This window comes from Streptomyces luteolus, assembly GCF_029968015.1.
In the GTDB taxonomy this organism is placed as follows: Bacteria; Actinomycetota; Actinomycetes; order Streptomycetales; family Streptomycetaceae; genus Streptomyces; species Streptomyces luteolus.
Genome location: NZ_JASCIS010000025.1, coordinates 18,810 through 40,640 on the forward strand (window position 1 = coordinate 18,810; position 21,831 = coordinate 40,640).

Genomic DNA, 21,831 nt, shown 5'->3' on the forward strand with positions numbered 1-21,831 from the left:
CTCAGGTCCCGCACATCCCGAGTTCCGCCCGCACCTGTCCCGGCCGACCCGGTCGTCTCGACGGCGAGACGATCCGGCACTCTGGAGTAACCGTGTCCCACACCGCCCCACCCCGCCCGCTCCCCTGGTACCGCGAAGTCAGCCGTACGCAGTGGAAGTCCTTCGCCGCCGCCTGGATCGGCTATGTCCTCGACGGCTTCGACTTCGTCCTGATCTCCCTCGTCCTCACCGAGATCAGCGACGAGTTCGGCCTCAGCACGGTCCAGGCCGCCAGCCTCGTGTCCGGTGCGTTCATCACGCGCTGGCTCGGCGGTGCGGTGCTCGGCGCGCTCGGCGACCGCTACGGCCGCAAGCTGTCCATGGTCCTGAGCATCCTGCTGTTCTCCGTCGGCACGTTCGCCTGCGGCTTCGCCTGGGACTACACCAGCCTGTTCGTGGCCCGCCTCGCCATCGGCATGGGCATGGCCGGCGAGTACAGCGCCAGCGCCACGTACGTCATGGAGAGCTGGCCCGCCCGCGTCCGCAACCGGGCCAGCGGCTTCCTGATCTCCGGCTTCTCGGTCGGCTCGGTGCTCGCCGCGCAGGTCTACAACTGGGTCGTGCCCACGCTCGGCTGGCGCTGGATGTTCTACCTCGGCCTCATCCCGATCGTGATGGCCCTCTGGATGCGCCGTGCCCTGCCCGAGGCCGCCGAGTGGACCGAGGCCGTCGGGGAGCGGGAGGCGAAGCCGAACCCGTTCCGGCCGCTGTTCGCCGACCGGACGCGGGCGAGCGTGAACACGGTGCTCGCGGTCGTCGCGACGGTCTCCCTGTTCGCGGTGTTCACCCCGCTCGGCGCGGGTCTGGTGCCTCTCCTCTCGGTACTCGCCGGGCTCTCGCTGGCCGCGTTCGCCGTGCAGTTGGGCGGTCGGCGCGGCTGGCCGCTGTATCTGGCGATGATCGTCACGGTGTTCTTCGCGTTCCTCTACACCTGGCCGATCCAGGCCCTGCTGCCCACCTACCTGAAGACCGACCTCGGGTACAGCCCGGACCAGGTCACGGACGTCCTGTACTTCGCGGGCTTCGGCACGATGGCGGGCTGCTGGCTCGCCGGGTTCGTCGGCGACTGGATCGGTACGAAGAAGGCGTACGCGTTCACGCTGCTCGCGTCGTTGGTCTTCGTGTTCCCGGTGTTCGCGGTCCAGGACGACCTGCTGCTCCTCGGCGCGCTGCTCTTCGTGCTGCAGGCGTTCAGCTTCGGTATCTCGGGCCTGCTGCCCCGCTACATCGGCGGACACTTCCCCACCGAGGTACGGGGTGCGGCGCTCGGCTTCACGTACAACGTGGGCGCTCTCGGGGGTGCCGTCGCGCCGGTGCTCGGTGCGCAGTTGGCGTCCGGCATGGACCTGGGGCAGGCGCTCGCGGTGCTGACGTTCGCGGGCACGGTCCTGGTCGTCGTCCTGGTCGGCTTCGACGTGCCGGGGCGACTCGGCCGGCTCACCGACCCGGACAGTGTGCCGGACCACCTGGCCGAGTCGGCCGCTCAGGCGCCCGCGGGCATACCGGAGCGGCAGCCGCAGGCAGGCTGACCGTCCGCCCCGCGAGACGGTGTGTGCCACACCACACCGCCAAAGGCATACTGTCGCCCGCCAGTTGATCACGCGAGGCACAGAGCCAGGCCAGGCACAGGGGAGAAGCCGATGACGGACACGACGACGGACCACGGCAGCGCGCAGACGGGGCGGTCCACCGACCCGCTCGACCCCCTCGTAACCATTGCCCCCATCACCCCCATCACCCCCATCACCTTCAAGCCCCTGATCGCGGTGACCCCCGCCTGCGCCGAGCAGGCGGGGGCCGCCGAGGCCCGGCTCCAGGAGGCGCTCGCGGAGGCCACGGAGCCCTCCGGTACGTCCGGGGCGTTCCGTTTCGGTCCGGTGCAGGCGGCGGCGAAGGAGCTGCCCGGGGCGTCGATCGTCCGGATCATCCCCGGCTTCGCGCTGCAGGAGCAGGCCCCCACGCACGTCATGGTGCTCACCCTCAAGCAGGCGGTGCGCCAGGCGCTGTCCCTGCCGCTTGGCGACGAGGCGTTCTGGGAGCGCGTCGAGGAGACCCTCACGGGCGCGTTCATCGGCCTCGGCGACCAGCTCGACGCCCCGCACCTGGTCCTGCACGAGACGGACGAGGGCACGCGGTACGACTACCACCTGCTGTTCGTGCTGGAGGACGAGGAGACCGAGGGGTTCATGTACGTGGTCGCGTTCTGCGTGCACGTGACGGTGGGCCTCGACCGGGAGCAGGTGTTCGGCCTGTCGGTGACGGACCCGGCGCCGTTCACGCTGGGCCTCGACGCGCTGTGCGTACGCCGACCGATGGCCTGAACCGCCGCCCGGCCCAACTCCGGGACTACGGTGACCGGATGGAACAGCGCATCAGCCTGATCACGCTCGGCGTCCGCGACCTGGCCCGCTCCCGCGCCTTCTACGAAGCGCTCGGGTGGCGCGGCCAGGAGGTCCAGGAGACCGTCTTCTTCCAGGCGGGCGGGCAGGGCCTGGTCCTCTGGGGCCGCGAGAAGCTCGCCGCGGACTGCGGGGTCGAGCCCGCCGAGGCTCCGGACGGCCCGGGCTTCGGTGGCATCGCCCTCGCCCACAACGTCCGCTCCGCGGCGGAGGTGGACGACCTGCTCGATACGGCGCGGCGGGCCGGGGCGCGCGTCACGAAGCCGGGCACGCTCTCCGAACTCGGCTTCTACACAGGTGTCTTCCTCGACCCGGACGGCCACGCCTGGGAGGTGGCCCACAACCCGGGCTTCCCGCTCTCAGCCGACGGCTCCCTCACGCTCCCGGACATGACGCCGGACACCGACTGACCGCTCCCTCGGGCCTGGCGCGGCGCAGCGCGGCGTAGCGTTCACTTTGCATCTGCAACCTTCCTCGCCAGTCGGGGCGCCCGACGACTGCGGGACCTTGGACGCGAGCGCCTGCAACAACGCCGAGAGCGTCGGCACAGCCATCGGAGTCGGGCTCGTGATCGTCCTCTGGGCGGCCGTCGACATCATCCCGGGAGTGACGTACGCCATCTACCGCCTGAGCCGCAGGCACTGACCCGCCAACTCCGCCACCGACCCGCCGCAAATCCAGCCCCTCCGGCCTTCTTTCAGCCCCTCCGGCGCTTGAGGAGCGGGGGTCCGGGGGCGGAGCCCCCGCAGCCGACCGCAGGTCTTTCGGGAAGGGGCGGGGAGGGGATAAAAAAGAGCCCGTCCGGCGATTGAGGACGAGCCCGCAGGGCGATCGACGGCGCCCCGGACCGACGGCCCCCGCACCCCCCGCACGCCCACTCCAGCAAAAAGCCGCCGCATTTCGGGCGATCCCCCGCGTCGCCCGAAATGCGAACGGCCCCGCCGGACCGGGCCCCACAGGGATCCGACCGGCACGCGCTGAGTATAGTTGGCTGTGAGCCAGTCAACGCAGGAGTTACAGGATGTCTCCGCGAAGCGCAGCGGTCAACGAGGAATTGCGGCGCAGGTCCCGCGAGCGGCTCCTCGACGCGACGGTGACCCTCGTGGACGAGCGTGGTTACGAGGCGACGACACTCGGTGACATCGCGGATCTGGCCGGTTCGGCCCGCGGCCTGATCTCGTACTACTTCCCCGGCAAGCGACAGCTCCTGCAGTCCGCCGTGCACCGCCTGATGCACCTCACCCTCGAAGCCGCCCTGGAGCGCGAGCCCCGTACCGACGACGGACGCGAGCGCCTCGCCCGCGCCATCGACGCGATCCTGGGCCTCGCGCAGGACCGCCCGCTCCTGATGCGCACGCACATGGCGGGCATCCTGCAGGCCGAGGGATTCGTGCAGTGCCCCGAGCAGCAGCGGCTCGCGGAGCTCCTGAGGGACACGGTGCGGCGGTACGGCGCCGACGACGTGGACGTCGAATACCCGTTGCTGCGCGCCCTGTTGATGGGCGCCGTGGTCGCGGTGCTGCTGCCGGGTGCGCCGATGCCCGCGGGCACGCTCCGCGCCGAGCTGTTCCAGCGGTACGGGCTCGACTGGAAGTCCGGCTTCCCGCCGGGCGAGAAGCCGCCGGGCGGCCACCGTTCGACGACGCAGGCCCCGGTGGGCGGCGCGAGGCCGCACACCGGGGCGACGGGCGAGCCGACGATCGTGCCGCGGCCCGCCGATGCCCGTCAGACGGGTCGGACGGAACAGCTGGACCGGCAGGTTCCGTCAGATCAGATGGTTCCGTCAGATCAGATGGTCCCGTCGGATCAGTCGAAGTAGTCGGGCTGCGTCTGCACGTTGAGCTCGCGCATCCGGACACGCTCGGCCGGGTCCGTACGCCGGTCGTTGATCTTCAGTACGTCGAAGCCCTTGGCCATGTCGTTGGAGTAGATGTGGCCGTTGTAGTAGTACGCCGACCACGAGCCGCCCGTCTGGATGGCGTCCGTGGAGAGCGGGCCGCGCTCGAAGTACGCGATCTCCTTCGGCTTGGCCGAGTTGGTGAAGTCCCAGACGGAGACGCCGCCCTGGTACCAGGCCTGAACCATCAGGTCCTTGCCCTTGACCGGGATCAGCGAGCCGTTGTGGGCGACACAGTTCTCGGTGTCCGCCTGGTGACGCGGGATCTTGAAGTAGCTCTTGAAGACCAGCTTGCGGTCGTCACCCCTGCCCTTGATCTCGTAGATGCCGTCGGCGCCGCGCTCCGGTCCGATCTCCGCGTTGCAGGTGGCCGCGCCGCCGCCGCCCAGCTCGTCGGTGAAGACGACCTTGTTCGCCTTCTGGTTGAAGGTCGCCGAGTGCCAGAACGCGAAGTTCACGTTGTCCTGCACCTGGTCGATGACCTTCGGTTCCTCCGGATCCTCGATGTCGAAGAGGATGCCGTCGCCCATGCACGCGCCCGCCGCGAGATCCTTGGAGGGCAGCACGGTGACGTCGTGGCAGCCGGTGGTCTTCGAGACGCCCGGGTTGGTGGGCCCGCCCGGGTTGCCGCCGCCGTCCTCGCCGTCACCCGGGAAGAGCACCGGGAAGCCGACGACCTTGGCCTTCTCGGGCGCCTTGCGCGGCACCTTGATGACGGAGATGCCGTCGTGCGGCGGCTGGCAGTCGGGGAACGTGGCGCTCGGCGAGTACGAGGAGACGTACACGTAGACGTTCTTGCGCTCGGGCACCAGGGTGTGGGTGTGCGAGCCGCAGGCGGTCTCGACGGCGGCGACGTACTTCGGGTTGCGCTTGTCGCTGATGTCGAAGACCTTCATGCCCTCCCAGGACGACTTCTCGGTCGCCGGCTGGGTCGTGCTGTTGCAACTGGAGTCGCTGCGCGAGGAGTCGGTGGACAGGAACAGCAGGTTCCCGGAGACCGACACGTCGTTCTGCGAGCCGGGGCAGAGCACCTGGGCGACGGTCTTCGGCTTCTTCGGGTTGCTGATGTCGAAGACGCGGAAGCCGTCGTAGTTGCCCGCGAACGCGTACCGGCCCTGGAAGGCCAGGTCCGAATTGGTGCCCGGCAGCGCGTCCTTGGGGGTGTTGCCGAGATGCTCGATGTTGTCGGAGTGGACGATCTCGTCCTGGCCGGGTATCTCGCCGCTCTTGATCGCCTTCTCGGCCTCGGCCTGTTCGCTCTTGGAGACCTCGCGCTTGGTGGGCGCGTCTCCCGGATCGGGGGTCGCCGCGGCAGGTCCTGCCGTCAGCAGTGCCGCGGCCAGCCCGGCGGCCGCGGTGAAAACGCCCAGGCGTCTGCGTCTCGCTCGGGGTTCGTTCAACAGGGTCACTGCGTCCCCTCCCTTGTCGCCGTTCACAGTTGAACGGTTCACGGACACCGGCAGTATCGTGCTCGCCATGCCCATATCAACAGATGGCAACGTACTTGTAATGGAAGTTTTTGATCATCCACATAAGGAAACGTGCTAGGACGGTCTCGATCGACGGCCCTTCTTCACCGGGCCCGCACACCCTCTCGTCTCATCCGACAACACGTGTGCCACTGGAGGCAGTTGTGCCGAACCGCCGCAGACCGATGCGCTCCCACGTGCTCACCGCCGCCGCAGCGGTGGCCCTCATCGGCCTCGCCCTGACCGGATGTGACGCCTCTTCGGCGAACGACAAAGCGGCCGGCGAGGGCGCCGGCAAGGGCGGCCCGTCCGTGATCGCCCCGGGCAAGCCCGGCGAGGAGAACGAGCGGCTCTCACCCGAGGAGGCCGCCGCCAAGAGCGACGACGACACCCCCAATTCGGCTGACTTCACCTACGCCGAGATGATGATCGAGCACCACGCGCAGGCCCTGGTGATGACCGAACTCGCCCCGGAGCGCGCCAAGTCCGCCAAGGTGAAGGGCCTCGCCGAACGCATCGCCGCCGCCCAGGGGCCCGAGATCGACGCGATGAAGGGCTGGCTGAAGAAGCACGACGCCCACAAGCGCGAGGACCAGGGGAAGGGCGAGGGGAAGAGCGAGGGCGAGCCCGGTGGTTCCCACGGGCACGGGGATGACCACGGTGGCGGTCACAGGGACGGCCACGGTGACGCCCCGATGCCCGGCATGGCGAGCGAGGCGCAGCTCAAGACCTTGCGCGCGGCCAAGGGCGCGGCGTTCGACGAACTGTTCCTGAAGCTGATGATCACGCACCACGGCGGCGCCGTGACGATGGCCACCGACCTGCTGGCCGAGGGCAACAACATCCGGATCGAGGAGATGGCCAACGACACGGTGGCCCAGCAGACCGCCGAGATCAACCGGATGCGCGGCATGTCCTGAGCCGCCCGCGAGCGGCGCCTCAGGGCCTTTCGAGGGTTCCTGAGGAGGGCCGCGCGTGCACCTCCCCCCGCAGGGGCGGCGGTGGGATGCTGGAAGCACCCGGGGCACCACCTCTCGGAAGGAGCCGCCGTGCTGCATGTCGCCGTCGTCGGATCGGGCCCGAGCGGGGTCTACACCGCCCAGACCCTGGTGGCGCACGCACGGTCCGGGAACCCCGGCGAGCCGGGTGCAGCGGCGCACGGCGAGGACGTCCGCGTCGACGTGCTCGACCGGCTTCCGTGCCCGTACGGCCTGGTCAGATACGGTGTCGCCCCGGACCACGAGAAGATCAAATCGCTGCAGAACAATCTGCGCACCGTCCTCGACGACCCGCACGTACGCTTCCTCGGCGGCGTCGAGGTCGGCCCCGGCCGCCTCTCCCCCGCACAGCTCCTGGAGCTGTACGACGCGGTGGTGTACTGCGTGGGCGCCGCCACCGACCGGCAGCTGGGCATCCCCGGCGAGGACCTGCCGGGCAGCTGCTCGGCCACCGAGTTCGTGTCCTGGTACAGCGCCCACCCGGACGCCACCGCGAACGGCTCCCCGCAGCATGGTGTGCCTCACCGTGGCCGTTCCTTCGTACGGGATGTGCGCTCGGCCGTCGTGATCGGTGTGGGCAACGTCGCCGTGGACGTGACCCGCATCCTCGCCCGCGGTGCCGACGAGCTCCGGCCCACCGACATGCCCCAGGCCGCCCTCGACGCGCTGGCCGGGAGCGCGGTGCGGGACGTGCACATGGTGGGCAGGCGCGGCCCCTCGCAGGCCAAGTTCACGACGAAGGAGCTGCGGGAGCTCGGCACCCTCGCGGACGCCGAAGTCCTCGTCGATCCGGCCGAGTTGGCGCTGGACCCGGCCTGCGCAGACCCGTCGTCGCTGCCTGCCGCGAACCGTCGCAACGTAGAAGTGCTCAAGGGCTGGTCCGAACAACCACCGCACGGGAGCGGAGCCGGGAGCGGGTCCGATTCCGGGTCCGGGTCCGGGCCCGATGCCGGGTCCGGGTCCGATTCCGGGTCCGGAGCCTCAGTCGAGGCGACCCGCAGGATCCATCTGCGCTTCTTCCTCCGGCCCGTCGAACTCCTCGAAGCGGAGGGCCGGGTGGGTGCGGTGCGGTTCGAGCGGACCGTGCCGGACGGGGCGGGCGGCGTCCGGGGCACGGGCCAATTCGAGGACATCCAGGCCGAGTTGGTGCTGCGCTCGGTCGGCTATCGGGGGGTGCCCCTGGAAGGGATGCCGTTCGACCCCGCGTCGGGCACGGTGCCGCACGAGGCGGGCCGCGTGCTGCGCGCGGGGCACGTCTCCCCCGGTGAGTACGTGGCGGGCTGGATCAAGCGCGGCCCCACCGGAGTGATCGGCACGAACCGGCCCTGTGCGAAGGAGACGGTCAACTCCCTTCTGGAGGACGCCGCCGCACGCCCTCGCTCGGTCCGTGACCGCGTGGACGACCCCCTCACCGCCCTGCGCGCCCTCGGCCTCCGCCCCGTCGAGTGGTCCGGCTGGGAGTCCATCGAACACGCGGAAGCAGCCCTCGGAGCCTCCCTCGGCCGCGGCCCGGTGAAGATCCCGGACTGGGAAGGGCTGTTCGCGGCGGCACGCGAGGGCGCGGGCAACGGCGACTAGCGACACCGCAGCCCGAAGACCGCCAGGACAGCACGCCGTAAGGCGGTTGGAGGCCGCGGCCGAGGGGTCAGGCTCCGCCGAGCCGGTCCGTCTGGCGCGCGGCCGCGTCGAGGACGCTGTCGAGGAGTCCGGGGAAGAGCGCGTCCAGGTCGTCGCGGCGCAGGCCGCTCATCTTGGCCGTGCCCCGGTAGCACTGCCGGATCACGCCGCTCTCGCGCAGCACCCGGAAGTGGTGCGTGGTGGTCGACTTGGTCACCGGCAGTTCGAAGTACGAGCAGGCCAGTTCGTCCTCGCAGCAGGCCAGTTCGGTGACGATGCGCAGCCTCATCGGGTCGGAGAGTGCGTGCAGCACGCCTTCGAGGCGGATCTCTTCGAGCGCGGGGTGTTCCAGCGTGCGGCTGCCGGCCGTGCTCTTCGTGGCGGGGGTCACTGCGGCTCCACTCCATCGTCCCGGTCGTCCGGACGTTCTCGGAACCTCATTGTACGAGAACTCTCGTAGTTTGACAGTTCTCGTACTACGGTGGGTATCGTACTAACGAACCGGCGCCGCCCCCGCGGCGCCGGAAACCGTCCACGAATGGAGTTCCGCCGTGAGCGCCCTGTTCGAGCCGTACACCCTCCGCTCGGTGACCATCCCCAACCGTGTATGGATGGCACCCATGTGCCAGTACTCGGCGGAGGTCTTCGGCCCGAACGCCGGCGTGGCCCACGACTGGCACTTCGCGCACTACGGCGCCCGCGCCACCGGTGGCACCGGGCTGATCCTCCTCGAGGCCACCGCCGTCAGCCCGGAGGGCCGGATCAGCCCCTTCGACCTCGGCATCTGGAACGACACCCAGGTCGCGGCGCTGCGCCGGATCACCGAGTTCCTCAAGGCACAGGGCACCGTGCCCGGCATCCAGATCGCGCACGCCGGCCGCAAGGCCTCCACCGAGCGCCCCTGGGTGAACCGCGGCGCCCCGGTCGGCGCCGACGAGCACGGCTGGCAGCCGCTCGGCCCGAGCCCGGTGGCGTTCCGGGACGACCACCCCGTACCGAGCGAGCTGACGGTCGACCAGATCCAGTCGATCGTGGGGCAGTTCGCCGACGCGGCCCGGCGTGCCCTCGACGCCGGCTTCGAGGTCGTCGAGGTGCACGGCGCACACGGCTACCTCATCCACGAGTTCCTCTCCCCGCACTCCAACCAGCGCACCGACCAGTACGGCGGCTCGTACGAGAACCGCACCCGCTTCCCCCTCGAAGTCGTCGACGCCGTACGGGCGGTGTGGCCCGAGGACAAGCCGCTGTTCTTCCGCGTCTCGGCCACCGACTGGCTGGACGAGGGCGGCTGGACCGCCGACGACACGGTGCGCTTCGCGCAGGACCTGAAGGAGCACGGCGTCGACCTGCTCGACGTCTCCTCCGGCGGCAACGCCACGGGCGTCACGATCCCCGTCGGGCCCGGGTACCAGGCGCCGTTCGCCACCCGCGTCAAGCAGGAGGCCGGGCTGCCGGTCGCCGCGGTCGGCCTGATCACCGAGGCCAAGCAGGCGGAGAAGCTCCTCGACAACGGCGAGGCGGACGCCGTCCTCCTCGGCCGCGAGCTGCTGCGCAACCCCTCGTGGGCGCTGCACGCGGCCCGCGAACTGGCCGCGGACATCCGTGTTCCGAACCAGTACGCGTGGGCGATCTGAACCAGTACGCGTGGGCGATCTGAACCAGTACGCGTGGGCGATCTGAACCAGTACGCGTGGGCGATCTGAACCAGTACGCGTGGGCGATCTGAACCAGTACGCGTGGGCGATCTGAGCAGCGAACCCGTCGACGGTACGCGGACGCGTCAGCGAGGCGATCGACGTACGCCAGGAGTGCTCAGGGCGGCCCGCCCGACACTCAGGGGTGCGTCGATCGCCTCCGCGTTCCGCATGTCACCCTCCGAACAAGGGAGTTGACGCACCCGCGCGGTGAGCCCCCTGCGCACCCGCCGGACGGCTCGCGGGCGAGCATGATCGTTGCAAGTGCATGCCGCACATTCCCGCGGACCCTCCCACGCGACCCGACGGACCCGTACGATCGGCGCAATGGACGACATCTTTCCCGCTGAGGCCCTGATCGGTGCCGAACGGCGGCTCGGCGCCGCCGTCCTGGACCGGGACATGGACGCCCTCGACCGGATGCTGCACCCGCAGTTCGTCTCCGTCCGCCCGGACGGCCGCAGCCTCGATCGCAGTGCGGAGATAGAGGAACTGTCCACCGGACGCCTGGTCGTGTCCGAGCTCGTCCCCGAGGAGACCATCGCGACCGTCAACGGCCGCGCAGGCATCACCCGCCGCACCGTCAGCGCCTCCGGCCACTGGCACGGACACACGTTCAGCGCCCGGGTTCTTTGCACCCGCACCTGGGTCCAAGTACCCGACGGCTGGCTGCTCCTGCTCTCCCGCGTGGGCCCCGCGCCCGACGAGCCGGTCCTCGACCCGAAGTGCGGAGTCCGGCTCACCGCACGCTGCTGACCCGCCGTCCGTCGTACGGAAAGGGCGCGCCCCCCGGTCCCAACGACCGGGCGGACGCGCCCCTTTTCCTTATGGCGGGGTCAGGCGGCCGCGGACTTCGCCAGCCGGTCCAGGCCCTCGATCGCCAAGCGGTAGCCCTCCGTGCCGAAGCCGACGACGATGCCGGCGGCGGCCGGCGAGAGGTACGAGTGGTTCCGGAACGGCTCGCGCGCGTGCACGTTGGAGATGTGCACCTCGATGGCGCGCAGCCCGACCCCCTTGATCGCGTCGTGCAGCGCGACCGACGTGTGCGTGTACGCACCGGCGTTGATCACCGCGCCGATGAGCCGGCCCTCGGCCTGCTCCCGGCCCGCCTCGTGGACCCAGTCGATCAACTCGCCCTCGTGGTTCGACTGCCGGCAGTCCGCGGTCAGGCCGAGCCCCGCCGCGGTCTGCTCGCACAGGGCCTCGACGTCCTTCAGGGTCTGCGCCCCGTAGATGCCGGGCTCGCGCGTGCCGAGCAGGTTCAGATTGGGGCCGTTGAGGATCAGTACCGTTGCCATGGCCCCAGCGTACGGCCGGGTCCGCCGGGGTCCGGCGGCGGGCGCCCGCGTTAGCTTCGACGTATGGGAACAGCAACGGAACCGCCGCGCGCGCGGCCGTCACTGCCCGAGGCGGTCGCCGCGGGGCCGGTGGTCCTCGACGGCGGGATGTCGAACCAGCTGGAGTCCGCCGGGCACGACCTGAGCGACGCGCTGTGGTCGGCGCGGCTGCTCGCGGACCTGCCGGAGGCCGTCACCGAAGCCCATTCCGCTTACTTCGAGGCAGGCGCGAGCGTGGCCATCACGGCCAGCTACCAGGCGACGTACGAGGGCTTCGCCCGGTACGGCTTCGACTCCGCACGCACGAGCGAACTGCTGCACCTGAGTGTGCAGTCGGCGCGCGAGGCCGCCACGCGCGCCCTCACTGCCGGAGTGCGCCGCCCGCTCTGGGTGGCCGCCTCCGCCGGGCCGTACGGGGCGATGCTCGCGGACGGCTCGGAGTACCGCGGCCGGTACGGGCTCGGGGTCGACGCGCTCGCACACTTCCACCGCCCCCGCCTGGAGGCCCTGGCCGCGGCCGGGCCGGACGCGTTCGCCCTGGAGACCGTGCCGGACACGGACGAGGCGGAGGCGCTGCTGCGCGCGGTGCGTGGCCTGGGCGTGCCCGCCTGGCTCTCGTACAGCACGGCGGGGACGCGGACGCGGGCCGGGCAGCCGCTGGAGGAGGCCTTCGCGCTCGCGGCCGAGTGCGACGAGGTCTTCGCGGTCGGCGTCAACTGCTGCAGCCCGCAGGACGCCGACGTGGCCGTGCCGATCGCGGCGCGGGTGACCGGCAAGCCCGTCGTGGTCTACCCCAACAGCGGCGAGCACTGGGACGCGGCGGCCCGCGACTGGCGCGGCCCCGCCACGTTCTCGGCCGAACGCGTACAGGGCTGGGTGGCCGCGGGCGCACGACTCGTGGGCGGCTGCTGCCGAGTCGGCCCCGGGGAGATCGCGGCGATCGGCTCGGTGGTGCGAGGGGGCCGCGGCGGCTCGGGGTAGCGGAAGGCCTGGCGGCGCCGCGGCTGGAGGTGGCGGAGCGCGTTGCTCCACACCGGTTGGGCAGCACCCGACCGCCACTCCGCGCCGCCTTGGCCGAGCGCGGGCCGCCATTCCGCGCCGCCTCGGCGGGCGGGCCGCCGGGCGATTCCGCGACGGCTCGGCGTAACGGAGCACCTGGCTCCGCACCATCTCGGCGGACTGGCCCGCGGGCTCCGCAAGGCTCGGTGTCACGGGCTGCAGCCAGCGATCTACGCGGCTGCTGCCAGGTCGGGCACGGGAGATCACGGCGATCACCTCGGGGGTCGGCCGGGGTCCGCGACGGCCCGGCAAGGCGGAGAGCCAGGCTGCATGACGGCTGGACGCAGCGGAGCGCCAAGCTTCACGCCGCCCCGACAGACCGGGCCTCCAGGCCCAGGGCCGCAGGCTGAGCGCCCGCCCGACTGTCGGGGCCTCCAGCACCCGCCACCGCTCGCAGCAACGGAGCGCCTGGCTCCACGACGGCTCGACGGACCGGACCGCCCGATCCCACGACCGAACAGCGGACCCGACCGCCCGATCCCACGACCGCTCCCCGGACCCGACCGCCAGGCTCCGCGACCGCTCGACGGACCGGAGGCTCGGCGCCGATCTACAGGGTCATCGCAGGTCCGGGGTGTTTTCCGGGCCGTTGTCAGTGGGCGGGTGCAGACTGAGGCTTGTCGTGGACAACGAGGTCAACCGACATGCACCGGAGGTGGTCGGCATGCCGACCGATGTTCTGCTCGCCGTAGGCACGCGCAAGGGACTCTTCCTCGGACGCAGGCGAGGTGTCGCCTGGGAGTTCGACGGACCGCACTTCAACGCGCAGGCGGTGTACTCCGTCGCGATCGACACCCGGAGCGCCACCCCCCGCCTCCTGGCCGGCGGGGACAGTTCGCACTGGGGACCGTCGGTCTTCCACTCCGACGACCTGGGCGCCACCTGGACCGAGCCCACCAAGGCACCCGTCAAGTTCCCCCAGGACACCGGTGCTTCACTGGAGCGCGTCTGGCAGCTGCACCCCTCGGCGGCCGAACCGGACGTGGTGTACGCGGGCACGGAACCCGCCGCCCTGTACCGCTCGGAGGACCGCGGCGAGAGCTTCGAGCTCGTCAGACCGCTGTGGGAGCACCCGACGCGCTCGCGCTGGGAGCCGGGCGGTGGCGGCGAGGGGCTGCACACGATCCTCACCGACGCCCGGGACCCGGCGGCGATCACGGTCGCCGTCTCCACGGCCGGGGTGTTCCGCACCAAGGACGGCGGGGAGAGCTGGGCGCCCTCCAACTCCGGGGTATCCGCGGTGTTCCTGCCCGATCCGCACCCCGAGTTCGGCCAGTGCGTGCACAAGGTCGCGCGGGACGCGGCCGACCCGGACCGCCTCTATCTCCAGAACCACTGGGGGGTCTACAGAAGCGACGACGGCGGCGCCCGCTGGACCGACATCGGCGGGGGCCTCCCCTCCGACTTCGGCTTCGCGGTGGCCGCCCACCCGCGCCGCGCGGACACGGCGTACGTCTTCCCGATCAACGCCGACGAGGACCGGGTCCCCGCGGAGCACCGCTGCCGCGTCTTCCGTACGCAGAACGCGGGCAAGACCTGGGAGCCGCTCTCCGAGGGCCTCCCGGAGACCGACCACTACGGCACGGTGCTGAGGGACGCGCTCTGCACGGACGACGCGGATCCGGCGGGCGTCTACTTCGGCAACCGCAACGGCGAGCTGTACGCGAGCGCGGACGACGGCGAGAGCTGGCAACTCCTCACCTCGCACCTGCCGGACGTGTTGTGCGTACGGGCGGCGGTGATCGACGACTGAGCGGCGTGACCGGGCACCGGGGTCGATCTCGGGGTTGATCGCCGGGTCCGTTGCACCAGTAGGGTGACGCCGTGGCAGCACGACCGTTGAAAGAAATCGTCGAACCAGGGTGGGCCCAGGCGCTGGAGCCGGTGGCCGAACGCGTCGCCGGTATGGGGGACTTCCTGCGCGCGGAGATCGCCGCGGGCCGGACCTACCTCCCGTCCGGGGCGCACGTCCTGAGAGCCTTCCAGCAGCCCTTCGACGAGGTGAAGGTACTCATCGTCGGGCAGGACCCGTACCCGACCCCGGGGCACGCGGTGGGGCTGAGCTTCTCCGTCGCGCCCGAGGTCCAGCCCCTGCCGCCGAGTCTGATCAACATCTACCGCGAGCTCGGCTCCGACCTGGGCCTGCCGCAGCCGGGCAACGGGGACCTCACCCCGTGGACCCGGCAGGGTGTGCTGCTGCTCAACAGGGCGCTCACCACGGCACCCCGGCGCCCGGCGGCGCACCGCGGCAAGGGCTGGGAAGAGGTCACCGAGCAGGCCATCCGCGCCCTGGCCGCGCGGGGCCGCCCGCTGGTGTCGATCCTGTGGGGGCGGGACGCGCGCAACCTCCGTCCCCTGCTGGGCGACCTTCCGGCCGTGGAGTCCTCGCACCCCTCGCCGATGTCCGCGGACCGCGGGTTCTTCGGCTCGCGCCCCTTCAGCCGGGTCAACGACCTGCTGGCCAGGCAGGGCGCGCAGCCCGTTGATTGGCGGCTGCCGTGACCTCTGCCGCGTCCTGGGTGCTCGGTGTCGACTCCGGCGGTTCCGGCCTGCGCGTCGCGCTGGCACCGGCAGCCGGTGCGGGCGGCCGCCATCGGAGCCTGGCCTCCCGTGTGCCGGTGCGCACGGGCGCGGCGGGGATCGACGCCGGGCATCTGATGGAGCAACTGGCGCCGATGGCCCGCGAGTTGATCGAGGGCGCGGGCGGCGGAGCGGTCGCCGCCGTGGCCGTGGGCGCCGCGGGCATGGCCACGCTCGGCGACGACCTGCGGGAGCGGCTGCCCGCCGCGCTGCACGAGGCCTTCGCGGTCCGACGGATCGCGCTCGCGGCGGACGCGGTCACGGCGTACGCGGGGGCGCTCGGGCAGCGGCCGGGCGCCGTCGTCGCCGGGGGCACCGGCCTGATCTCGCTCGGCACGGATCTGGAGACCTGGCGGCGGGCCGACGGCTGGGGGCATCTCCTCGGTGACTGCGGTGGCGGCGCCTGGATCGGGCGGGCCGGACTCGACGCGGCGATGCGTGCGTACGACGGCCGTCGCGGCGGTTCACCGGCACTCCTCGCGTGCGCCGAGGCGGCGTTCGACGGGCCGATGAACGAGCTACCCGGCAAGCTCTACCCGCGGACCGACCGGCCCGCGGTGCTGGCCTCGTTCGCGCCCGAAGTGGCCCGCTGCGCGCCGCACGACCAGGTCGCCGCGGGGATTCTGCGCGACGCGGCACGGCACATCGCGGAGGCGGCGGTGGCCGTGAGCCCGGGGGGGACGGAGTGCGAAGTCGCCCTCACCGGCGGCCTGTTCAAGATGGGCGCGCCCCTGCTCGTACCGCTCGAGGACGAGCTGGCCGCCCAACTGCCCGCCGCGCGCGCCGTGGTGGCGGATGGGGATCCGCTCGACGGTGCCGTGGTCCTCGCGCGGGCGCTCGCGGACGGCTCGCTGCGGCTGCCGCACGACGGGCGCATGCTGCACCTGCCGTAAGAGCAGAGCAGTATGAGGGAGGAACGTCACAGCGGTTCGCGCCGTGTGACATTCACCGCCCTGACCTGCGGGTGTGTCGATGCGCGTCAACTCGGGCGCGGATTCCGGCAGTTGCGGAATTCGCCGCGTAACGGAAAAAACCGGACGGATACCACTCAGGTGCCACCTGCCCGAACAAGGGCAGGCGGGAAACCAGTAGCATGCGGCGCCATGAGCTCCCCCACTGGGCCCGACAACGGCCTGCCCGTACGAATGCCGCGACCTCGCCAGCCCGGTCGGCACCGCCGTCCGGAACCCGCGGTGGCTCCCGAGGGAGCACCCGCGCTGGTTCTCGCCGTGCCCGGCGCACCCACCGCCGCGACGCGCGGTCTCGCGGAAGAGGTCGTCAGCATCGCCCGTTCCGAGCTGCCCGGCCTGGACGCCAGGATCGGCTACCTCGACGGTGACGACGCCGAGTACCCGACGCTGCCCGCCGTGCTCGCGCACGCCGCCGAGCAGCGCACCGCCCGCCACCAGCAGGCGCTCGCCGCCGGCCACGACGTGCCCGCTCCGCAGGGCCCCGTCGCCGTCGTCGTGCCGCTGCTCGCGGGGCCCGACAACGCGCTGATGCGCCAGGTCCGCCAGGCCGTCATGGACAGCCGTGTGGCCGCCGAGCTGACCGATGTCCTCGGCCCGCACCCGCTGCTCGCCGAGGCGCTGCACGTGCGCCTGTCGGAGGCCGGGCTCGCCCGTGCCGACCGGGCGCGCCTCTTCACGGTCGCCACGGCCGCGGACGGCATCATCCTCGCGACCATCGGCGGCGAGGAGGCGGTGCAGGCGGCCGGGATCACCGGCATGCTGCTCGCCGCGCGCCTCGCGGTGCCGGTGATGGCCGCCGCGCTCGACCAGGACGGCGCGATCGCCGCGACCGCCGAGCAGCTGCGGGGCTCCGGTTCCGCGCACCTGGCGCTCGCCCCGCACCTGATCGGCCCCGAGGTGCCCGAGGGCCTCCTCGACGCCGCCGCGAAGGACGCGGGCTGCGCCTACGCCGAGGCCCTCGGCGCGTACCCGGCGATCGGCAAGCTGGCCCTTTCCCAGTACATGGCCGCTCTCGGCATCACGCCGCCGCAGGCGCAGGGCGCCCCGCAGTCGCGTTGAGCGCCTCCGCCTTATCGTCCGACAGAGCCTCCAAGGGCCCGTCCCCGGGAATTCGCCATTCCGGGAGACGGGCCCTTCGCGTACGCCTCGTGCCCGCGAGGCGACCGCGTCAGCTCAGCCGAAGATCACGCAGGACGCCGCCGGGGCCGCGACGGAGCCGCCGCGCCGCGGAACGCCCGAGTCCGGGTCGACGGTGAACCAGGTGACGTCCCCGGAGCGCTCGTTCGCCGCGTACAGGAACCGGCCCGAGGGGTGCAGGGCCAGGTCGCGGGGCCAGTGCCCGCAGCAGTCGACGGTGGCGGCGAGGCGGAGCCCCGAGCCGTCCGCCGCGCCGGGGTCGGCCGCCAGGACGGAGATGACGTCCTGGCCGCGCGTCGCGGTCCATACGAAGCGTCCGTCGGGCGCGACGACGACCGCCGAGGGGTAGGCGTCGCCGGTCGGGACGGTGTCGAGGACGGGGATCTCGGCGCGCGGCGCGAGCAGTCCGGCGGCCGGGTCCCAGTCGCAGACGGTGAGGGTCGGGGCGAGCTCGTCGAGTACGTGGACGGTCCGGCCGTCGGGGTGGAAGGCCAGGTGGCGGGGCCCGCTGCCGGGGCGCAGGGCCGCTCGGCCGTGGACGCGCAGCGTGCCGTCGGTGAGGGTGCAGACGTCCACGGTGTCGGTGCCGAGGTCGACGGTCAGGATCCAGCCGCCACTCGGGGCGGGCAGCACCTGGTGGGCGTGCGGGCCCTCCTGCCGGTCCGGGTCGGGGCCCGCCCCGCGGTGCCGCAGCACGTGACCGGGTGTGGGTGCGGCGTCGGGCCCCAAGGGCAGGCAGGAGACGCTGCCCGAGCCGTAGTTGGCGGTGAGCAGGTGGCCCTCGGCGAGCGCGAGGTGGGTGGGTCCCGCGCCCCGGACGGGGGCGGGTGGGGCGATGAGTTCCGGTACGTCGCCGCGTACGGAGAAGGCGGCGGCCGCGCCGTCCTCGGTCTCGCTCACCGCGTACAGGACGTCTCCGCCGGGCGTGAGGGCGAGGTACGAGGGGTCGGGGACGGCGGCGGTGGAGGCCAGGGGCGTCAGGGCTCCGCTGTCCGGGTCGACGGCGGCGGCGGTGACGCCGAGCCCTCCGGCGGAGGTGAAGGAACCGATGAACGCCCTGGCGCTGCCCACGTGTGACCCCCTGCGAGTTCGTCCTGCGACGCGGTGCCTGTCGGGGCACGACCGTAGCAGTAGGTCTAGGCCAAGGGTGGAAGATCGGCCAGGCTGCCGTCAGGCGCCCACCGGTGTCCGGTCGGAGCGCCGCAGTGGCACGGCGAGTTCGAGCAGGGAGTGCTCGAGGGCGCGGAGGTGGGCGAGCACCGGTTCGGGGCCGGTCGGCTCGGGTGCGGGCGCCTCGCCCGGGCGGCGCGGTCCCCCGGTGCTTGGCGCATCGGTCAGCGCCTCGACGGCGGCCTCGACCCGCCAGCACGCCGCGGCGAGCCGCGCGTCGTGCGAGGCCTCCGGGTCGGCGGCGACGGCGGCGAGCCCGCGCGCCTCGCGCGCGCAGTCGTCGAGCAGCGCGAGCACCTGCCGGGCGCGCCCCTTGCGTCCCTTCATCGGGCTGAGCGGATGCACGAGGGGCGCGAGGGAGAGCCGTACGCGCCCCAGATTCGTCTCGAGCTCCGCCACCCGCGCGGCCGGGTCCGCCTCGGTGCTTCCCGCGAGGCGGGATGCGGCCTCCGCCGTGCAGGCGTGCACGGACCACAGAGCGCGCTCCACCCACGCGTCGGTCACGGAGTGCGTGGTGACCGGCAGGACGAGGAGCACGGCCAGGACGGCGCCGAGGGAACCGACAGCGGTCTCGCTCACCCGGAGCGCGAGCAGCGCCGGGTCGAGGACCCCGAGCAGGCCGTACAGCATGCTCGCCATCACGGTCACGGCGAGCATCATCCAGGTGTACGAGACGGCCGCCGTGTAGAAGATCCCGAAGACGCTCAGGGCGACGATGACGGCGGCCGCGACCGGTTCGTCGTGCAGCGGTACGGCGACGAGGAAGCCGAGCACGATGCCGAGGACGGTCCCGAGGAACCTGCGGAACCCGCGGACGACGGTCTCGCCGCGCGAGCTCGTGTTCACGAACACCCACCAGGTCGCGCCGACGGCCCAGTACCAGCGCTCGTCGGACAGCACCTGCCCGATCGCGAGCGCGAAGCCCGCGCCGACGGTGGCCTGCACGGCCTGCCTGGTAGTGATCCGCCTGAGCCCGGTTCCGCCGGTCGGCGCGGGCGCGGGGGCAGGGACGGGCGACCGGCGCTCGTAGCACCACGCCCCGAAGCGCACCGCCGACGCGGCGGCGAGCGAGAGCAGGACGGCGGCGTACAGCTCGGGCAGCTGCGCGGGCACCGTGTGCAGGAACTGTGCGGCGAAGAAGGTCATGAACCCGAACACGCCGAGCGAGTGCCCGCGCGGCCCCCACCTGCGCGCGTACACGCCCGCCCCGACGGTCGCGAGGAAGGCCAGGTCCCGGGCGACGGGAGCGTCGTGCAGTACGGCCGCGAGGGCGAGCACCGGAAGGCCGACGGCCGGCAGCAGTGCCGTCGTCACCGCTTGTCCGCGCACCGTCGCGTCGGTCACCGTGAACAGCGCGAGCAGCGCGGCCAGGCCGCCGGTGATCGCCGCCACGAGCGAATGCCCCACGGCTCCGCACAGCGCGACGGCGAGCGCGATCCCGAGCACGCCGCGCGTCGCGAAGCGGAGCCGTACCCGCCCCGGGTCCGGCGTCACGAACGCCTTCTTCAGCAAGTTGCCCCGCCCCTTCCGCGCCCGCGGGCACCGCGACATGAGAAAGGCGCCGCGGAGATCCCGGAGGAACCGCAGCGCCATCGACTCGTACATCTCAACACCTGGACCGCTGATGGTTCAACAGCGGGCGAAACGGCTGGGCCAATGGCCCAGTGCGGGGCGTATTCTCTCGGCCGCTGGAGGGCCAACGGACCACTGCCGCGGTCCCGTGGTCGCAACGTGCTAGATCCGGATCCCGCGCTTCTTCAGATAGGTGATGGGGTTGATGTCGGAGCCGTAGCCGCGCCGGGCGCGGATCTCCAGGTGCAGGTGGGGGCCGGTGGAGCGGCCGGTGTTGCCGCTGTTGGCGATCCGCTGTCCGGCGTGGACGCGGGCTCCGGCCTTCACCTTGATCCGGGACAGGTGCGCGAAGATCACGTACCGACCGTCCCGCATCTTGATCGTCACGGCCTTGCCGTACGAACCGGACCGGCGGGCCAGGACCACGACGCCCGCGGCGACCGCGTAGACCGGCGTGCCCTGCGGGACGGCCAGGTCGACGCCGGTGTGGTACCCGGCGAGCCAGTCGCCGCGGACGCGGTACCCGGTAGTGATGCGGTAGCTGCGGGTCAGCGGGCGGGCCCAGGGGCGGCCGGCCGCCGGGGCGGCCGCCGCCTCGGGTCCGGCGGCGGACTCCGCCGGGCACCGGGAGCGTTCGTCGTTCCCGCGCCCCGCTCCGCTGCCGGTCCAGGACCAGGGGCCGGTCGGCGTGGTCTCGCGCGCCCAGTCCGTGCCACCGTCCGGATCCCAGTCGGCGCCCCGGTCCTGCGCGGCGGGCTCGGCGCAACCGCCCTCGAGTCCGGGATCACGGAGATCCGCGTCGGTCAGCCGGAACCGGGACTCGTCGACGGCCGCGAGCAGAGTCTCGTACTCGTGGTCGTAGTACGCGCCGCACCCCCCGGTCAGAGGACCGGCGTCGGCCGGGTCGAGCAGGGCGCTCTCGGGGACCGGCAGGCGGAAGCCCAGGGCGCCGGCGCCGAGGAGCCCGGCCGCCAGTCCGAGCGCCCGGCGCCGTGTCGCGTTCGGGGCCGCGGAGCAGACGCCCGGGGTCGCCGGGGCCTGCCGTGCGGTGCTGCTGTGGTAGCTCACCTCGTTGGCCATACGAACGAGCACAAGTGCTCTCCCGCTCTCCGTGCACGCCGACCGCCGCCGTCCGGAGGACCCTCTCCGTTCGCACACAGCCTCAGAGCCGGTCCGGGCGTGGTGGCCGTTGGCCCATCACCAGGCCGGGCACGCGGGCCATTGGTACATTCGAGGCGGGACATCGCGTACGTACGGATCGAATTGCGTACGGAAGCAAGGGATGACGCGGACGGAGCACACCGTCCGGGCGGGGGCAGGAGGGCGGGCGACATGGCGGTGGACGCACTCGACACCCGTATTCTCCGGCTGCTGTTGGAGCAGCCGCGCACGAGCGTGCGGGAGTACGCCCGGATCCTCGGCGTCGCGCGGGGCACCCTGCAAGCGCGGCTCGACCGCCTGGAGCGGGACGGCGTAATCACGGGGACCGGGCCGACCCTTTCACCCGCCGCGCTCGGGCACCCGGTCCTCGCGTTCGTGCACGTCGAGGTCACGCAGGGGCACCTGGACGAGGTGGGGGACGCTCTGGCGGCGGTTCCGGAGATCATCGAGGCGTTCTCGATCACCGGCGGCGGCGACCTGCTGACCCGTGTCGCGGCGCGCGACAACGCGCATCTGGAGGACCTCATCCAGCAGCTCATCCAGCTGCCGGGCGTGGTCCGCACCCGGACCGAGGTCGCCCTGCGCGAACGCGTACCGCACCGGCTGCTGCCGCTCGTCGCGTCGGTCGGGGCGGCGGCGGACCGGCGCTAGGGGCGTCTTCCCCGAGGGTCGCCGGCCGGAGAGATCGGGGAGATGTCCCCTGGGGCCCGTCTTCCCGATCTTCGCGGATC

Annotated in this window: 21 protein-coding genes; 15 read left to right on the forward strand and 6 right to left on the reverse strand. The window is 72.3% G+C overall.

Annotated features, from left to right (window positions below):
• Positions 1–92: 92 nt before the first annotated feature.
• The 5 genes from QIT00_RS23520 to QIT00_RS23540 all read left to right on the forward strand — a co-directional run bounded on the left by QIT00_RS23520 (position 93) and on the right by QIT00_RS23540 (position 4,257).
• On the forward strand, positions 93–1,568 hold the full coding sequence (locus tag QIT00_RS23520) for a sialate:H+ symport family MFS transporter (protein ID WP_282537353.1): 1,476 nt from the start codon (positions 93–95) through the stop codon (positions 1,566–1,568).
• 111 nt (positions 1,569–1,679) lie between these two features.
• Positions 1,680–2,360 carry a Type-2Aa cytolytic delta-endotoxin gene (locus tag QIT00_RS23525; protein WP_282537354.1) on the forward strand — a complete coding sequence of 227 codons (681 nt, stop codon included), beginning with the start codon at positions 1,680–1,682 and terminating at the stop codon, positions 2,358–2,360.
• A gap of 38 nt (positions 2,361–2,398) precedes the next feature.
• The gene (locus tag QIT00_RS23530; RefSeq protein ID WP_282537355.1) at positions 2,399–2,848 is read left to right on the forward strand and encodes a VOC family protein; all 450 of its coding nucleotides are present in this window, start codon (positions 2,399–2,401) and stop codon (positions 2,846–2,848) included.
• A 97-nt stretch (positions 2,849–2,945) separates the two neighbouring features.
• The gene (locus QIT00_RS23535; protein ID WP_282537356.1) at positions 2,946–3,083 is read left to right on the forward strand and encodes a hypothetical protein; all 138 of its coding nucleotides are present in this window, start codon (positions 2,946–2,948) and stop codon (positions 3,081–3,083) included.
• Between the two features lie 376 nt (positions 3,084–3,459).
• Entirely contained in the window at positions 3,460–4,257 is a 798-nt protein-coding gene (locus QIT00_RS23540; protein ID WP_282537357.1) for a TetR/AcrR family transcriptional regulator, read from the forward strand.
• Here the strand turns inward: QIT00_RS23540 and QIT00_RS23545 are convergent.
• Positions 4,245–5,744, reverse strand: a complete 1,500-nt coding sequence (locus tag QIT00_RS23545; RefSeq protein ID WP_282537358.1) for an LVIVD repeat-containing protein — start codon at positions 5,742–5,744, stop codon at positions 4,245–4,247. The two genes, QIT00_RS23540 and QIT00_RS23545, sit on opposite strands and share 13 nt — an antisense overlap.
• A gap of 224 nt (positions 5,745–5,968) precedes the next feature.
• Here QIT00_RS23545 and QIT00_RS23550 point away from each other — a divergent pair, with 224 nt between their 5' ends.
• Together QIT00_RS23550 and QIT00_RS23555 are read left to right on the forward strand one after the other, a co-directional pair.
• Positions 5,969–6,724: a DUF305 domain-containing protein gene (locus tag QIT00_RS23550; protein WP_408909838.1), complete on the forward strand. Its 756-nt coding sequence runs from the start codon at positions 5,969–5,971 to the stop codon at positions 6,722–6,724.
• Positions 6,725–6,853: 129 nt separating this feature from the next.
• On the forward strand, positions 6,854–8,380 hold the full coding sequence (locus QIT00_RS23555) for an FAD-dependent oxidoreductase (protein WP_282537359.1): 1,527 nt from the start codon (positions 6,854–6,856) through the stop codon (positions 8,378–8,380).
• 67 nt (positions 8,381–8,447) lie between these two features.
• On the opposite strand, the gene QIT00_RS23560 is transcribed toward QIT00_RS23555, so the two are convergent.
• Complete coding sequence (locus tag QIT00_RS23560) at positions 8,448–8,810, reverse strand: ArsR/SmtB family transcription factor (protein ID WP_282537360.1); 363 nt, start codon at positions 8,808–8,810, stop codon at positions 8,448–8,450.
• A 160-nt stretch (positions 8,811–8,970) separates the two neighbouring features.
• Between QIT00_RS23560 and QIT00_RS23565 the strand changes: the two genes are divergently transcribed.
• Positions 8,971–10,053 carry an NADH:flavin oxidoreductase/NADH oxidase gene (locus QIT00_RS23565; protein ID WP_282537361.1) on the forward strand — a complete coding sequence of 361 codons (1,083 nt, stop codon included), beginning with the start codon at positions 8,971–8,973 and terminating at the stop codon, positions 10,051–10,053.
• A gap of 387 nt (positions 10,054–10,440) precedes the next feature.
• The gene (locus QIT00_RS23570) at positions 10,441–10,869 is read left to right on the forward strand and encodes a nuclear transport factor 2 family protein (protein WP_282537362.1); all 429 of its coding nucleotides are present in this window, start codon (positions 10,441–10,443) and stop codon (positions 10,867–10,869) included.
• An 80-nt stretch (positions 10,870–10,949) separates the two neighbouring features.
• On the opposite strand, the gene aroQ is transcribed toward QIT00_RS23570, so the two are convergent.
• Positions 10,950–11,411: a type II 3-dehydroquinate dehydratase gene (gene aroQ, locus QIT00_RS23575; protein WP_282537363.1), complete on the reverse strand. Its 462-nt coding sequence runs from the start codon at positions 11,409–11,411 to the stop codon at positions 10,950–10,952.
• Positions 11,412–11,474: 63 nt separating this feature from the next.
• On the opposite strand from aroQ, the gene mmuM reads away from it, so the two are divergent.
• The 5 genes from mmuM to QIT00_RS23600 all read left to right on the forward strand — a co-directional run bounded on the left by mmuM (position 11,475) and on the right by QIT00_RS23600 (position 17,119).
• Positions 11,475–12,431 (forward strand): homocysteine S-methyltransferase, encoded by a 957-nt coding sequence (mmuM, locus tag QIT00_RS23580; RefSeq protein WP_282537364.1) that lies wholly within the window; start codon positions 11,475–11,477, stop codon positions 12,429–12,431.
• A 673-nt stretch (positions 12,432–13,104) separates the two neighbouring features.
• Positions 13,105–14,262: a WD40/YVTN/BNR-like repeat-containing protein gene (locus QIT00_RS23585; RefSeq protein WP_282537447.1), complete on the forward strand. Its 1,158-nt coding sequence runs from the start codon at positions 13,105–13,107 to the stop codon at positions 14,260–14,262.
• Positions 14,263–14,333: 71 nt separating this feature from the next.
• Entirely contained in the window at positions 14,334–15,011 is a 678-nt protein-coding gene (locus QIT00_RS23590) for a uracil-DNA glycosylase (protein ID WP_282537365.1), read from the forward strand.
• A complete protein-coding gene (locus tag QIT00_RS23595; protein WP_282537366.1) occupies positions 15,008–15,982 on the forward strand; it encodes an N-acetylglucosamine kinase in 975 nt (324 codons plus the stop codon). Before QIT00_RS23590 ends, QIT00_RS23595 begins: the two co-directional genes overlap by 4 nt.
• 210 nt (positions 15,983–16,192) lie before the next feature.
• Complete coding sequence (locus QIT00_RS23600) at positions 16,193–17,119, forward strand: sirohydrochlorin chelatase (protein WP_282537367.1); 927 nt, start codon at positions 16,193–16,195, stop codon at positions 17,117–17,119.
• A 114-nt stretch (positions 17,120–17,233) separates the two neighbouring features.
• Here QIT00_RS23600 and QIT00_RS23605 read toward each other — a convergent pair whose 3' ends face one another.
• From QIT00_RS23605 to QIT00_RS23615, 3 genes are all read right to left on the reverse strand, one after another.
• Positions 17,234–18,268: a lactonase family protein gene (locus tag QIT00_RS23605; protein WP_282537368.1), complete on the reverse strand. Its 1,035-nt coding sequence runs from the start codon at positions 18,266–18,268 to the stop codon at positions 17,234–17,236.
• A 99-nt stretch (positions 18,269–18,367) separates the two neighbouring features.
• Positions 18,368–19,879 carry an FUSC family protein gene (locus tag QIT00_RS23610; protein ID WP_282537369.1) on the reverse strand — a complete coding sequence of 504 codons (1,512 nt, stop codon included), beginning with the start codon at positions 19,877–19,879 and terminating at the stop codon, positions 18,368–18,370.
• Positions 19,880–20,101: 222 nt separating this feature from the next.
• Positions 20,102–21,019 carry a M23 family metallopeptidase gene (locus tag QIT00_RS23615; protein ID WP_282537370.1) on the reverse strand — a complete coding sequence of 306 codons (918 nt, stop codon included), beginning with the start codon at positions 21,017–21,019 and terminating at the stop codon, positions 20,102–20,104.
• Between the two features lie 252 nt (positions 21,020–21,271).
• On the opposite strand from QIT00_RS23615, the gene QIT00_RS23620 reads away from it, so the two are divergent.
• Positions 21,272–21,751 (forward strand): Lrp/AsnC family transcriptional regulator, encoded by a 480-nt coding sequence (locus QIT00_RS23620; RefSeq protein WP_282537371.1) that lies wholly within the window; start codon positions 21,272–21,274, stop codon positions 21,749–21,751.
• The last annotated feature ends 80 nt before the right edge of the window (positions 21,752–21,831 follow it).